Source organism: Streptomyces sp. NPDC030814, from assembly GCF_055572155.1.
On the sequence record NZ_JBVIDX010000002.1, the window covers coordinates 154,140 to 168,255 of the forward strand.

The 14,116-nt window shown below is 72.3% G+C and carries 11 protein-coding genes and 2 pseudogenes; 6 read left to right on the forward strand and 7 right to left on the reverse strand.

What is annotated here, in order from left to right; all coding sequences use genetic code 11:
• Positions 1–36 precede the first annotated feature (36 nt).
• A pseudogene (locus ACZ43N_RS04145) lies at positions 37–1,128 on the forward strand (lysylphosphatidylglycerol synthase transmembrane domain-containing protein); the annotation flags it as partial.
• 119 nt (positions 1,129–1,247) lie between these two features.
• Here the strand turns inward: ACZ43N_RS04145 and ACZ43N_RS04150 are convergent.
• Entirely contained in the window at positions 1,248–2,132 is an 885-nt protein-coding gene (locus ACZ43N_RS04150) for a creatininase family protein (protein ID WP_468094801.1), read from the reverse strand.
• A 78-nt stretch (positions 2,133–2,210) separates the two neighbouring features.
• On the opposite strand from ACZ43N_RS04150, the gene ribA reads away from it, so the two are divergent.
• The 4 genes and pseudogenes from ribA (at position 2,211) to ACZ43N_RS04170 (ending at position 6,444) form a co-directional block, all read left to right on the forward strand.
• Entirely contained in the window at positions 2,211–2,870 is a 660-nt protein-coding gene (ribA, locus tag ACZ43N_RS04155; RefSeq protein WP_468094802.1) for a GTP cyclohydrolase II, read from the forward strand.
• A 208-nt stretch (positions 2,871–3,078) separates the two neighbouring features.
• Positions 3,079–4,242: pseudogene (locus tag ACZ43N_RS04160) on the forward strand (NAD(P)/FAD-dependent oxidoreductase); the annotation flags it as partial.
• Complete coding sequence (locus ACZ43N_RS04165) at positions 4,239–5,294, forward strand: saccharopine dehydrogenase (protein ID WP_468094803.1); 1,056 nt, start codon at positions 4,239–4,241, stop codon at positions 5,292–5,294. The pseudogene ACZ43N_RS04160 and the gene ACZ43N_RS04165, both read left to right, overlap by 4 nt.
• Entirely contained in the window at positions 5,287–6,444 is a 1,158-nt protein-coding gene (locus ACZ43N_RS04170; protein WP_468094805.1) for a saccharopine dehydrogenase family protein, read from the forward strand. The genes ACZ43N_RS04165 and ACZ43N_RS04170 overlap by 8 nt, the downstream gene beginning before the upstream one ends.
• Before the next feature lie 99 nt (positions 6,445–6,543).
• Here ACZ43N_RS04170 and ACZ43N_RS04175 read toward each other — a convergent pair whose 3' ends face one another.
• From ACZ43N_RS04175 to ACZ43N_RS04190, 4 genes are all read right to left on the reverse strand, one after another.
• Complete coding sequence (locus tag ACZ43N_RS04175) at positions 6,544–7,770, reverse strand: serine hydrolase domain-containing protein (protein WP_468094806.1); 1,227 nt, start codon at positions 7,768–7,770, stop codon at positions 6,544–6,546.
• Between the two features lie 25 nt (positions 7,771–7,795).
• Positions 7,796–9,217, reverse strand: coding sequence for an MFS transporter (locus tag ACZ43N_RS04180; RefSeq protein WP_468095494.1), 1,422 nt, complete (start codon positions 9,215–9,217; stop codon positions 7,796–7,798).
• A gap of 8 nt (positions 9,218–9,225) precedes the next feature.
• Positions 9,226–9,804 carry a TetR/AcrR family transcriptional regulator gene (locus ACZ43N_RS04185; protein ID WP_468094808.1) on the reverse strand — a complete coding sequence of 193 codons (579 nt, stop codon included), beginning with the start codon at positions 9,802–9,804 and terminating at the stop codon, positions 9,226–9,228.
• A 105-nt stretch (positions 9,805–9,909) separates the two neighbouring features.
• Complete coding sequence (locus tag ACZ43N_RS04190) at positions 9,910–11,127, reverse strand: IS110 family RNA-guided transposase (protein WP_468094809.1); 1,218 nt, start codon at positions 11,125–11,127, stop codon at positions 9,910–9,912.
• A gap of 322 nt (positions 11,128–11,449) precedes the next feature.
• On the opposite strand from ACZ43N_RS04190, the gene ACZ43N_RS04195 reads away from it, so the two are divergent.
• Positions 11,450–11,902, forward strand: coding sequence for a PPOX class F420-dependent oxidoreductase (locus ACZ43N_RS04195; RefSeq protein ID WP_468094811.1), 453 nt, complete (start codon positions 11,450–11,452; stop codon positions 11,900–11,902).
• A 4-nt stretch (positions 11,903–11,906) separates the two neighbouring features.
• On the opposite strand, the gene ACZ43N_RS04200 is transcribed toward ACZ43N_RS04195, so the two are convergent.
• Both ACZ43N_RS04200 and ACZ43N_RS04205 read right to left on the reverse strand, forming a co-directional pair.
• Positions 11,907–12,422 (reverse strand): hypothetical protein, encoded by a 516-nt coding sequence (locus ACZ43N_RS04200; protein ID WP_468094813.1) that lies wholly within the window; start codon positions 12,420–12,422, stop codon positions 11,907–11,909.
• A gap of 188 nt (positions 12,423–12,610) precedes the next feature.
• Positions 12,611–13,954, reverse strand: coding sequence for an MFS transporter (locus tag ACZ43N_RS04205; protein WP_468094815.1), 1,344 nt, complete (start codon positions 13,952–13,954; stop codon positions 12,611–12,613).
• Positions 13,955–14,116 lie beyond the last annotated feature (162 nt).

A 14,116-nucleotide genomic window follows, 5' to 3' on the forward strand; every position in this document is an offset into this window, starting at 1 on the left:
GGACAGGCCGGGCCCGCCACGAACGCCGCTCCGGCCATGACCTCGGCCGTGGTCACCCCGGCTGTTCGCCGCCCCCCGACGGCTCCGGTCCGCGCGCCCCGGGCATCCTCGACGCCCCTGCCCGCCCGTGGGATCGCGACGGACGCCCCCGCCGGGCCGTGCGACGCCCCGCGGACCGGGGCCGTACCGTCGCGCGGGCCCGAGCCGCTCCGCACGCCGGACGACGCCACGTCGTCGGGAGCCGCCGTCACCACGCCTGACGACACCTCCGCCGGCATCCCGGCGGAGTCCCGCCGCCGTCCCGCCGCCACGGTGCTCCGCGCCCTGCGCGCGCACTTCGGCAGCATCGCCGGAACGATCATTCTCGCGGTCGTCGTGTGGCGGCTGGGGACCGGTGTGTTCGTGGACGGGCTGCGGCGGATCGACGGCGGGACGCTGGTCGCGGCCGTGGGGATCGGCGTGGTGACGACCGTGTTCAGCGCCTGGCGCTGGTGCGCGGTGACGAGGGCGCTCGGCATCCGGCTGCCCCTCGGCCCCGCCGTCGCGGACTACTACCGGGCGCTGTTCCTCAACGCGGCGCTTCCCGGCGGTGTCCTCGGCGATGTGGACCGGGCCGTCCGGCACGGGCAGAGCTCCGGGGACATGGGACGCGGCGTACGCGCGGTGGTGATCGAGCGGACGGCGGGTCAGCTGGTGCTGGCCGTCGTGGGCGTCGCGGTCCTGCTGACCATGCCGTCCCCGGTGCTGGAGCAGACCCGTCACACGGCGGGCGTGCTGGCGCTCGTCACCCTGGGCGCCGTCGCCATCTGGGCGGCGCTGCGGATGGGACGCAGGCCGGCCCCCGCGCGCGGCGGCCGGGGCGGTCGGGTCCGCGCCGCGCTCACCGAGGCGCGCGGCGCCCTGCTGAACCGCGACAGCGGCCCGGCCGTGCTGATCTCCTCCATGGTGGTGCTCGCCGGGTACGTGGCGATGTTCCTGCTCGCCGCACACGTCGCCGGCTCCGCGGCGGCCCCGGCGACGGTGGTCCCCCTCGCGCTGCTGGCCCTGATCGCCATGAGCCTGCCGCTGAACGTCGGCGGCTGGGGCCCCCGGGAGGGCGTCACCGCCTGGTCGTTCGGCGCGGCGGGACTGGGCGCCTCCCAGGGCCTGACGGTGGCCGTCGTCTACGGCGTGCTCAGCTTCGCGGCGGCGCTGCCGGGGGCCCTGGTCCTCGTCGGACGCTGGTACGGCTCGCTGCGGGCGCGCCGTCAGTCAGCCGCCGGGGCGGCCGGCGTCGAGGAGGGCGCCGAGCCGACCACCGAATCCGGTGCCGACCGCACCTGCGGCGGGAGCGCCCCCTTGTCCCAGGCGTCCGAGGTGACCACGGAGAAGTACGCACCGAAGGCCTGGACGAACCCCGCCAGCAACTCCTTCCCCTTCGCGGCGGACGCCAGCGACGGACGGCCGATCACACCGGAATCGGTGTAGGCCGACATACCGAGGGAGAGGAGATGACGGCGGTCGTCGGCAAGGAAATCGGTGGTCTCGTGACCGGGCCGGACCAATTCCGGATGGCAATGCAGAAGTATGGAGGTCTCAATTTCTCCCGCATGCATATCACTGAGCAACGAGGTCTCTATACCAGCCCGTTCACGGGCTGCCTCCCAGTCCTCCATCGCCGGGAAAAGCGCCATTCGATGTCCCGCCGCGGTGGATTCCTGGACGACGTTGCCCAGGACGTAATTCCCCCCGTGACCGTTCACCACGACCAGCGCCTCGACGCCCGACCGGCGCAGGGAGTCGGCGATGTCGCGGACCATCGCGTGCAGGGTCGTCGCGGAAATGCTCACCGTGCCCGGCCAGCCGGCGTGCTCGTGCGAGCAGGCGATGGTCACGGGCGGCAGGAGGTGCACCGGATGGGCGGCGGCTATCTCCCGCGCTATGGCGCACGCCACCAGCGTGTCCGTGGCCAGCGGCAGATACGGGCCGTGCTGCTCGAAGCTGCCGACCGGAAGCACCGCGACCTGCCGGACGGCCCCCGCACCGCGCTCCCGTACGTCCGCGGTGGTGTCGGCGGGCAGCAGACCGTATACCGTCGGCTGCGCCCCCCGACCCACCGGAGACGAATCGGACTTCGCTCCCGAACTGCTCATCTTTTCCCGGCCTTTCGTCTCTGCTGATGCTCCGTCATTTTCGCATGACGTCAGGACTCACCAGATAGGAACCAGATCATGACAGAAAATGTTGGCGTACTCGGCGCTCATGCCCAGTCCTCCGGTGCCGTCCGCGTGGTCAACGCACCGCTGCCCACGACGTACGGCGACTTCGAGGCCGTAGGTTATCTCGACCAGGACCGCGGCGAGGAACAAGTGGCGCTGGTGTACGGCGACATCAGTGGCGGCGAGAACATACTCATCCGGCTGCACTCCGAGTGCCTGACCGGTGACGCGTTCGGCTCCCAGCACTGCGAGTGCGGGGAGCAGCTCGACAGCGCCTTGCGCGCCATCGTCGCGGAGGGGCGCGGCATCCTCGTGTACCTCCGCGGCCACGAGGGGCGCGGCATCGGGCTGCTCGCCAAGCTCCAGGCGATGAAGCTCCAGGCCGAGGGCCTGGACACGGTCGAGGCGAACCTCGCCCTCGGACTGCCGGTGGACGCCCGTGACTACCGGGTCGCGGCCGAGATGCTGCACGACCTCGGCGTACGGTCCGTGCGGCTGATGTCGAACAACCCGCGCAAGCGGGAGGCCCTGCTGCGCCACGGCATCCAGGTCTCCGAGCAGGTGCCCCTGCTGATCGCGCCGTGCGAGGACAACATCACCTACCTGCGCACCAAGCGCGAGCGGCTGGACCACTACCTGCCCCACCTGGACGCGGTGGTCCACTCCTCCTGAGCGCCGGACCACACGAGTTCCCGCACGCCGCACGGGGTCGCGCGGCGGCCGTCATCGGAGGTGTCCGACACCGGCCGCCGCGCCCGCCGGAACGTTACGGCGGGCCGGTCCGCACGGCGCGCCCCCGAGGCGACTCCGCTGCCCTACCGCATGAACGTTCGCCTGTGGTGGAAGACCTGACTCCGTCGGGCGAACCGACCACGACCGGACGAAGGGAGCCGCGTACGTGATCCGCAGCGCACGGGTCGTCGTCATAGGCGGCGGTGTCATCGGCACGAGCATCGCCTACCATCTGGCCTCCGCAGGGGTGGACGACGTCGTCCTCGTCGAACGGGACGAACTCGCCTCCGGCTCCACCGCACGGGCCGCCGGCGGCGTACGCGCACAGTTCTCCGACGAGCTCAACATCCAGCTCGGCGCCCGCAGTCTGGAGGCGTTCGGCCGCTTCGGACAGGAGCTGGGCCACGACATCGGCCTGCACCGGGTCGGCTATCTCTTCCTGCTGTCCACCCCCGACGAGGTCGCCCAGTTCGAGGCCGGCGTACGGCTGCAGAACGACCTGGGCGTACCCAGCCGCATGATCGACCCCGTCGAGGCCCAGCGGCTCTCCCCGCTGATCAGCACCGACGGTCTGCTCGCCGCCGCGTTCTCGCCCGACGACGGCCACTGCACCCCCGAGTCCGTGGTCCACGGCTACGCGGCCGGGGCCCGCCGCCACGGCGCGACCGTCCTGCGCAACTGCGAGGTGCTCGGCATCGAGACCTGGCGGGACACGATCACGGCGGTGGTCACCGGCAAGGGCCGTATCGTCACCGACACCGTGGTGTGCGCGGCCGGTGCCTGGTCCCGGTCGGTCGGCGCCATGGTCGGCGTGGACCTCCCGGTGGAGCCGCTGCGCCGCCAGATCGCGGTCACCGAACCGGTGCCGGGCCTGCCGCCCGACCTGCCGATGACCATCGACTTCACCAGCAGCCTCTACTTCCACACCGAGGGCCCCGGCCTCCTGGTCGGCATGTCCGACCCCGATGAACGGCCCGGCTTCGCCACCGACACGCACGACCGCTGGATCCCCCGCCTGTACGCGGCCATGGAGCACCGGGCGCCCGCCCTGCTCGACCTGCGCCGGACGGGCGGCTGGGCGGGCCTGTACGAGATCACGCCGGACCACAACGCCCTGATCGGAGAGGCCGGTTCGTGCTCCCGGTTCCTCTACGCGACCGGCTTCTCCGGCCACGGGTTCCTCCAGGGCCCGGCGGTCGGCGAGGTGGTCCGCGACCTGTACCTCGGCCGCGTACCCTTCGTCGACATCAGCCCCTTGAGCGTCGACCGCTTCACGGCCGACGCGTTGCGCCCGGAGGCCAACCTCGTATGACCGATCGCCACTTGTGGCTCCGCCACGAGACCCGTACCACCGAACGCCGCACCCCGATCGTCCCGTCGGACGCCCGGCGGCTCGTCGAGAGCGGAGCGCGGATCACCGTCGAGGACTCCCCGCAGCGGATCTTCCCGACGGAGGCGTACGAGGAGGCGGGCTGTCGGGTCACCGGCCCGGGCCGATGGCCGTCGGCGCCGTCGAACGCCGTGATCGTCGGACTGAAGGAACTTCCCGACGAGCCCGCCGAACTGACCCACCGGCACATCTTCTTCGGGCACGCCTACAAGGGGCAGCCCGGTGCCGAGGCGCTGCTGCGCAGGTTCGCCGCCGGGGGCGGTGCGCTGCTCGACCTGGAGTACCTGGTGGACGACCAGGGGCGCAGGCTCGCCGCGTTCGGCTTCTGGGCCGGCTATCTCGGCGCGGCCCTCGCGGTGCTGCACCACCGGGGCGGCCTGGACAGCCCCCTGGTGCCCATGGCCAAGGAGGAGATGGAGGCCCGGCTCCGCGCCTCCGAGGGCGAACTGACCGCACTTGTGGTCGGCGCCCTGGGCCGCAGCGGCCGTGGAGCGCGCGTCGCGCTCGACGAGGCCGGGGTCGAGCCCACCTGCTGGGACGTGGCAGAGACCCGCGACCTCGACAGGGGCGCCCTGCTCGCCCACGACCTGATGATCAACACCGTGCTGACGACGAGCCCGGTCCCGCCGTTCCTCACGGACAAGGACCTCGACGACCCGAACCGCCGGCTGCGCACCCTCGCCGATGTCACCGTCGACGTCGGCTCGCCCATGAACGTCCTGCCGATCTACGACACCACGACCGACTGGGACCACCCGGTCCGGCGACTGCGCGAGCGCCCGCCCCTCGACCTGATTGCCATCGACAACCTGCCCTCCCTGCTGCCCCGTGAGGCGAGCACCGATTTCTCCGCCGCGCTGCTGCCGCAGCTGCTGGACTTCGGGACCGGCGGCGCGTGGGGCCGCTGCCTGGACCGTTTCCGCCAGGCCTCCCATGAACTCGGTCTGCTGACAGAGGAGTTGCCGGATGACTGATGGCTCGGTCCCCGCGAGCGGCACCGTCCACTGGGTCGGTGCCGGTCTCTCCACGGGCAGCGGCCTGGCCAGGGTGTGCGACAGCGCCGCCCGGGTACGGCTGTGGCACCGCACCGAGGAGCGCGCCGAGCGGGCCCTGGCCGCCCGGAGCCTCACGGGCCGCGCCGAGCCCCGCGCATACACACCGGCGGCGCTCGCGGCCGAGCTGGGGCCCGGCGACGTCGTCGTCTCGATGCTCCCGGCCCCGGAGCACGCACCGCTGCTCGCGGCCTGCGTCGAGGCGCGGGCGCACTTCGCCTGCTCCAGCTATGTCTCGGACGCGGTCCTGGAGCTGGCACCGGCGGCCGGGGCCGCGGGGATCACCGTCCTCACCGAGGCGGGCCTCGACCCGGGCATCGACCACCTCTTCGCCCACAGTCTGATCGCCCGGGCGACCGCGGCGATCGGACCGCAGACGGCCGCCTCGTACACCCTGACCTCGTACTGCGGCGGCGTCCCGGCCGTGCCCAACGACTTCAGGTACCGCTTCAGCTGGGCCCCCGCCGGAGTCCTGAACGCCTTGCGCGCACCGGCCTGCTACATCGAGGACGGTACGGAGACGACGTCCGGGCGCCCGTGGCGGGCGACCCGTCGGTACGTCGTCGACGGCGAGACCTTCGAGGCCTACCCCAACCGCGACAGCGTGCCCTTCGTCGCCCAGTACGGCCTCCCGCCGGCCTGGAAGCCGCGCACCTTCGTCCGGGGCACCCTCCGCCTCGACGGCTGGCTCACCGCGTGGGCGCCGGTCTTCGCGGAACTCGAACGCGACGACGACGGACGCATCGCCGCCCTGGCCCGCGAACTCGCCGCCCGCCACCCGATGACCGATGCCGACCGGGACCGTGTCGTCCTGGCCGTCACCCTCGACGTCCGCGCCGGCTCCGGCGACCGCTGGTCCGGGCGCTACCTCCTCGACCTGACCGGCACGGCCGGGGAGAGCGCCATGGCCCGCTGTGTCTCCCGCCCCCTGGCTCTCGGCATCACCCGCATCCTCGACGGCTCCCTGCCCCCGGGCCTCCTCCGCGCGGCGGAGACGGGGGAGCGGTCGCAGGCGTGGCTCACCGAACTCGCCGAGGACGGGATGGAGTTCGAGCTGCGGGTCGAGAGCTGAAACGGGTGGGGGCACGCGCCCCCAAACAGGAGGGGCGGGCATAGTGAAAGGACCCCTTACCCGCACCGGTGACCGCCGCGGGACGACGGCGACGCGGGCTCAGTCCACGACCGCCTCGTGGACCAGCCGCTTCAGCTCCGGGTAGACCGAGAACGACGAGCGGCGCCGTACCTGGGTCATGAACTGGACGGTCAGGTCTCGGCGGGGGTCCACCCAGAAGATCGTGGTGGCGGCGCCGGTCCAGCCGAAGGTACCGGGGGAGGACGGGCTCTCGGTGGCCTCGGGGTCGATGACGACGGAGACGCCGAGACCGAAGCCGACGCCCACATTGCCGGGCTGCCGGTGGAAGCGGCTGCCGTAGGTGTGGATGTCGACGCCGCCCGGCAGCTGATTGGAGGCCATCGTGGCGACCGACTCGGGGGTCAGCAGGCGGACGCCGTCGAGTTCGCCGCGGCGGCGCAGGAACTCGGCGAAGCGGTGGTAGTCACGGGCGGTGGCGACCATGCCGCCGCTGCCGGACAGGAAGCGCGGCCGGCCATGCAGGGGCAGACCCGGCACCGGGGCGATCGAGCCGTCCTCCTGCTCGCCGTAGAGCTGGGCCAGCCGCCCGGCCTGCGCGGGGGAGACCTGGAAACCCGCGTCGGTCATCCCCAGCGGGCCGAGGATCCGCTCGGCGAGGAACTCGTCCAGAGCCTGCCCCGACACCACCTCGATGATCCGGCCGAGGACGTTGCTGGCGACGGAGTAGTTCCACTGCGTACCCGGCTCGAACTGCAGGGGCAGGCGCGCGTACTCCGCGCAGGTCTGGGCGAGGTCGGCGCCCGGCCGGACCGAACTCTCCAGACCCGCGTCCCGGTAGAGCGCGTCCACCGGGTGGTCGTAGTAGAAGCCGAACGTCAGTCCCGAGGTGTGGGTCATCAGGTGCCGGACGAGGATCGGCTGCCGCGCCGGACGGGTCCGGGTGTCGGCGCCCTCGCCGGACTCGTACACCCGGGGCTCGGCGAACTCCGGGAGGTAGCGGGAGACCGGGTCCGTGAGGGACAGCCGCCCCTCCTCGACCAGTATCAGCGCGGCCACCGACGTGACCGGCTTCGTCATCGAGTAGATCCGCCACAAGGTGTCGGTCTCGACGGGCAGCCGCGCGTCCAGGTCGCGCTGCCCGTACGTCGTGAGGTGGGCGACGCGGCCGTGCCGGGCGAGGCAGAGCAGATAGCCGGGCAGCCGGCCGTCGTCGACCTGGCGGGCGAGGTACTCGTCGAGGCGGGCCAGGGTCTTCGGGTCGAGGCCGGCCTCGCGCGGCTCGCTCTCTCGGCGCAGTCGTTCCATGGTGGTTCTCCTCCGGTGCCCCGGGTTACGGCTCACTGACGTCCTTGCCTTCATCGTTCCGTACCGATCGCGATCCATCCCTCGGAGAACGGGCGGGTCGGGGCATTCGTCCGGCAAGTGGCGCACCCAGCGCCGACAGGGCGGCAAGCAGCCACAACGCGGGCCCCGCGGAGAGGGGCAGCAGGGTCGCGGCCGCGGCGACTCCGATCGTCGGCCCCACGTTCATCGCGGTCTGCTGGAGCCCGCCCACCACCCCCGCCGACTCCGGCGGAGCGTCCCGTACCACGACCGCGGTGGCCGTCACCATCACCGCGCCGAAACCGGCGCCCAGGAGGAGGAAGCCGGCGCCGATCACCGCCGTCGGGGAGCCCGGGCGCACCCCCGACAGCACCAGCACCCCGGTGGTGAGCAGCAAGGTCCCGGTCAGGGCCGTCGGGCGGGCGCCCCACCGGCGCAGCAGCACGGCCGAGAGCGGGGCGCCGAGGATCATCATCACGCCGCCGGGCAGCGCGACGAGGCTGGTGCGCAGCGGGTCCATGCCGAGCACGTCCTGCAGGAGGTGGCTGCCGACGAACAGCGCGCCCATCATCGCCGCCGACGCGGTCACCAGTACCCCGAGTGCCGCGCCCGCCGTCGCCGAGCCCAGCACGGCGGGCGGCAACAGCGGGTCGGGCGTTCGCCGTTCGTGCCGTACCAGGGCACCGGCCGCGGCGGCGGCCACGAGCAGGCCGAGCACGCCGGGCACCGTCCAGCCGTGCCCCGGGATTCCGACCAGGGTGTGCACGAGCGCCGCGAGCGCCACGGCGAGCAGGGCCGCGCCGGGGGTGTCGAGGCGGCCGACGGGCCCGCTCCGGGCCTCCGGCACGCGGACCGCGAGGGCCGGCACGCCCATGACCAGCGCCGGTATCACGTTCAGGAAGAACACCGCCCGCCAGCCCAGCTCCGCCACCAGCACCCCGCCCACCAGTGGCCCGGCCGCGGCGGCCACCCCGATGGCGCTGGTCCGCAGCGCGACGGGCATCCCCAGTCGGTCGGGCGGGAACGAGGCCCGCAGCATCCCGAGTGTGGCCGGCTGCAGCAGTGCCCCGAACACCCCCTGGACGACCCGCAGCGCGATCACCCAGCCCACCCCGGGCGCGAAGCCGATGCCCGCCGAGGCCGCGCCGAACCCCAACACGCCCCATGCGAACAACCGTTGATGCCCGTACCGGTCGCCCAGCCGCCCCGCGAAGACCAGCAGACTCGCCACGGCGATCAGATAGCCGGTGCTGGTCCACTGCACCTCGGCGAAGGAGGCGTCCAGGTCCCGGCGCAGGCTGGGCTGGGCGATCGTCAGCACGGTCCCGTCGAGGGCGACGATCACCGCGCCGAGCACGCTGTTCGCGAGCGTCAGCCGACGGTGCGGTACGGGTGTGGTTGCCCGTGCGCCCGCGCCGGCCTCCCGCATGACCTCCGTCAACGGTCCTCCCTCCCCAGATGTGCGTCGAGAGCCGCGTCGAGCAGCGGGGTGACGTCATCGGCACCCGTGGTGAGCTGGAGGCTGCCCCAGGTCCACAGCTGGGCGATGCCGTACAGGTTCGCCAGGAGCGCCCCGGCGACCAGCCGCGCGTCGGCGTCGGGCAGGACCCGGCCGACGAGGTCCACCAGCAGCCCGAACACCGGCAGGCTGGCGTCGCGCAGCCCCAACGTGTTGCTCTCCAGCAGGTCGTGACGGAACATCAGCTCGTGCATGCCCCGGTTGGTGAGGGCGAAGTCGAGGTACACCCGGCCCAGCGTCGCCACCTGCTGTCGGGGGCTCGCCGTGCCGTCGCCGACGGCCGCGGCCCCCCTGGCCGCGAGGTCCTCGAAGCCCCGGCGCGCGATCGCCGACAGCAGCTCCAGGTGCGTGGGGAAGTACCGGCGCGGCGCCCCGTGCGACACCCCCGCCCGCCGCGCGATCTCCCGCAGTGACAGCGCCTGCACCCCCTCGCTCGTCACCAGCTCGACCCCGACATCGACGAGCCGGGTTCTGAGCCCGGCGTCCCGCTCACTCATAGACACTGTCTACCGCACGCGAGTAGACAGTGTCTACTCAGGGGGGGTGCCTCTATGTCTTTCGTCAAGGCACCAAGGTTCGGTTGGGGGTTTGACCTGTGGGGGTCATGCGGCGAGTTCGACGTCCTCGGGGATGCGGGGTTCGTAGAAGGTGCCGTCGCGGAGCATGGCGAACAGGACGCTGATGCGTTGACGGGCCAGTCGGAGGAGGGCCTGGGTGTGGGTCTTTCCGCGGCCTCGCTGGCGGTCGTAGTAGGTGCGGGAGGCGGGGTCGGCGTTCATGCAGGCGAAGGCGGAGAGGAACATGGCGCGTTTGAGCTGCCGGTTTCCGCCTCGGGGCGCGTGTTCGCCGTGGATCGAGGTCCCGGACTGTTTGGTTGCCGGGGCGAGTCCGGCGTAGGAGGCGAGGTGGGCGGCGGTGGGGAAGTTGGTGCCGTCGCCGACGGTGACCAGGAGGACTGCGGCGGTCCTGACGCCGACGCCGGGCATCGACGTCAGGACCGGGGAAAGAGGGTGGGCCTCCAGCAGGGTGTTGATCTGGGCTTCCATTGCCCGGCGCTGGGTGTGGACGGCGGCGAGCGAGGCGGCCAGGGAGGGCACGACGATGTCGAGGGTGCCGGTGCCGGGCACGACGACGGTCTGTTCGTCGAGAGCGTCGAAGACCTCGTCGATCAGCCGCTGGGCCATGCGCGGCGCCTTGGGCCGGATCAGCTCGACGAGTCTGCGGCGTCCGGCTTTGCGCAGGGCGGCCGGGGAGCCGTGACGCTCCAGGAGCCAGGTGACGGCCTGGTGGTCGAGGCGGGGGCCCAGGACACGCTCCAGCGAGGGGTGGAACTGGGTGAGCAGGCCGCGTATCCGGTTGCTGGTGCGGGTGGCCTCGGCCGCGAGGTCCTGGTCGAAGCCGACCAGCACGGTCAGCTCGGCGGTGATCTCGTCGGTCAGTTCCAGCGAGCGCAGGGTGTGCGGCATGGTGCGGGCTGCGTCGGCGATGACCGCCGCGTCCTTCGCGTCGGTCTTCGCCTCGCCCGGATACAGGTCGGCGATCCGCCTCATGGCGAGTCCGGGCAGGTAGGCGACCTTGCAGCCCGCGTCACGGGCGACGGTCAGCGGGAGGGCTCCGATCGAGGCGGGCTGGTCCACGATCACCAGGACGGCGCCGAACTTCGCGATCAGCTTGTCGAAGACGGCTCGCAGTTTCGGCTCGCTGTTGGGCAGCTGCTTGTCGAGGACCTTCTTGCCGGCCGGGGTGAGTCCGTGGCCGTGATGGCTGCTCTTGCCGACGTCCAGGCCGAGGAACACGCCCACGTCTTCGGTGTCGAACATCGCGCCCTTCCAGGGGAGTCGTCCAGGCCGGCCTCGGCTCGGGTGTCGTGCTCGCGCATCCACGTTATGCAGACCTGCCGCCCGCAAGCTGTCCGGCGTTGCGCCGGACCGGGCGGTGGCCGGACCTCTGATCAGCGTCTCCGACGAACACCCCCGGGCCCGGTGACACCACCCCCCAGGTCATCCGTTCGACAGGGGGCAACAGTCATGCCGGGCCCGGAGGCCAGCGGCCCTCTTGCAGGACCGCGAAAAAGATAACGGGGGAGGCGGAGCCTGCGGCTGATCGGGGAATCGCGGGCCACCGCCGGAACGTTGACCGGTCATGGCCTCGGACACACATGACACGGACGCCACACAGAACGCCCTGCTCGGCCTGGTCTCCGAGCTCGACGGCGGAGTGCTGGTCACGCTCAAGGCGGACGGCCGCCCTCAGCTCTCGAACGTCAACCACGCCTACTACCCCGACGAGCGGACGATCCGGGTCTCGATCACCGACGCGCGCGCCAAGACCCGCAACATGCGCCGCGACCCCCGCGTCTCGTACCACGTGACCAGCGCCGACCGCTGGGCGTACACGGTCGTCGAGGGCACGGCCGACCTCACCCCGGTGGCGGAGGACCCCTACGACGAGACCGTCGAGGAACTGGTCCGGCTGTACCGGGACGTGCGGGGCGAGCACCCCGACTGGGACGAGTACCGAGCGGCGATGGTCCACGACCGCCGGCTCGTGCTGCGGCTGCGGGTGGATCGGGCGTACGGCGTCCCGAAGCGCTGAGGTGTCATCCGGCGGCCCCGCCGACCTTGTCCAGCACGCACAGGTCCCCGAGGTCGGGGTCACCGATGAACATCCACATGACGGCCTTCCGGGACGTCCCCCGCGCCTCGTACCGCGTCCACACCCCGCCGGGCCTGAAGGTGAGGCGGACCTCCGACATGGGCGTGCCGTTGTCGGTCTCCTCCGACGCGCGGTGCTCCCAGGTGCCGCTGCCGGGGTCGGGTGCCCGGGCCTCACCGAGGTCGTCGCCGTTGAAGTCGCCGCACACCCCGTCCGAGGTGAACGTCCCGTCCTCGCGCAGCACCAGCCGGCCGCCGGAGTCGTCCCGCCAGGTGCCGACGATCTGCTCCTCCCGCAGGACGAGCGGCTCGCCGTCCGGGACCCGGGGCGGATTCAGTACCTGGCCCAGGAGCATCAGCGTGACCGCCCCGACGACCAGCAGGACGGGGGCGAGCAGCAGGCACCCCACTCCGGCCGTCACACCGATCAGCGCACCCTTGCGGGACTTCGCTCTCTTCATCCCCCACCCCCGCTCGGCCCGCGTGACCGCGGCGCCGGCGTCATCATCCCTCCGACCTGCGCGGACCTCCGCGGCGGGGTGCCCGCTCGCGGTACGGCGACCGTCCGGACGCCCGCAAGGCCGCAGCGGACGCAGGGCAGGGCCCCGGGCACCACCGGTGCTCGGGGCCCACGGCGGGGGTCCGGCGGTCAGGCGGCGACCCGCTCCCGGTCGTTCGTCGCGTCGGCCGTGCGGACACCGAGGAGTTCGGTCGGGACCTTGCTGGTCTCGCGGGCGGTGAGGGCCGCGACCACCGGCGGCACGCACAGCGCCGCGGTGAACAGCGCCACCGCGAACCAGTCGTCCCCGTCGGGCCCGGCGATCTGGGCGGCGAAGGTGACGGCGAAACCGGCGACCGCGAAGCCGATCTGGGTGCCGACGGCCATGCCGGACAACCGGACCCTGGTGGAGAACATCTCGCCGTAGAAGGAGGGCCAGACACCGTTCGCGGCGCTGTAGACGACACCGAAGGTGACGATGCCGATGCCGAGGACCAGCGGGTAGGCGGCGGTGGAGACCGCCCACAGGTAGACGAACATCATCACCGCGCTGCCGGCCGCGCCGATCAGGAACACCGGGCGGCGGCCGACGCGGTCGGAGAGGGCGGCCCACAACGGGATCGCGGCGAGCGCGACCAGGTTGGCCAGCGCGCCCACCCACAGCATCGAGGAACGCGACAGGCCGACCGACTCGCTCGTGCCGTACGCCAGCGCCCACACGGTGAAGATCGTCGAGACCGAGGCGACCAGCGCGCCCGCGATCACCCGCAGCACATCCGCCCAGTGCTCGCGCATCAGCACGGCGAGCGGCAGCTTCGCGACCCCCTCGGACGCGGTCTGCTGCCGGGTGAACGCCGGGGTCTCGTCCAGCGTGCGGCGGATGACGTAGCCGGCGACGGCGACCGCGATGCTCAGCCAGAACGGGACGCGCCAGCCCCAGGACAGCAGCTGTTCCTCGGGGAGCGCGGCGATCGGGAGGAAGACCAGCGTCGCGAGCAGCTGGCCGCCCTGGGTGCCGCTCAGCGTGAAGCTGGTGAAGAAGCCGCGCCGGTCCTCAGGCGCGTGTTCCAGCGTCATGGAGTTGGCGCTGGCCTGCTCGCCGGCCGCCGAGATGCCCTGAAGGACGCGGCACATCACCAGCAGGACCGGGGCGAGGGCGCCGACCTGGTCCCGGGTGGGCAGGCAGCCGATGAGGAACGTCGACAGACCCATCAGGATCAGCGTGAAGACCATGATCTTCTTGCGGCCCAGCCGGTCGCCGAAGTGACCGAGGAAGAGCGCGCCGACCGGCCGCGCCGCGTACGCGACACCGAAGGTGGCCAAGGACAGCAGGGTCGCGGTCGCCGGGTCGGACTCGTCGAAGAAGACCTTCGGGAAGATCAGGGCGGCGGCGCTGCCGTAGATGAAGAAGTCGTAGTACTCCAGGGCGCTGCCGATCCAGGCGGCCGTGGCGGCCTTCCTGGGCTGGCCGGCAGGTGCGGCGGGGACGGACACGGCGTGCTCCTTCGAGGGATCTCCCCCATTGAGGGGAGTGAAGCGGAGGAAGGCAAGGCAGGGCGGTGCGAGGCGGGGGGAGAGGGGAGCCGGGCCCCCGGGGTGCTGGGGCGGCCGTGCAAGGTGCTAACCGGCTAATTAACGCACTGGATAGTTAGTGGC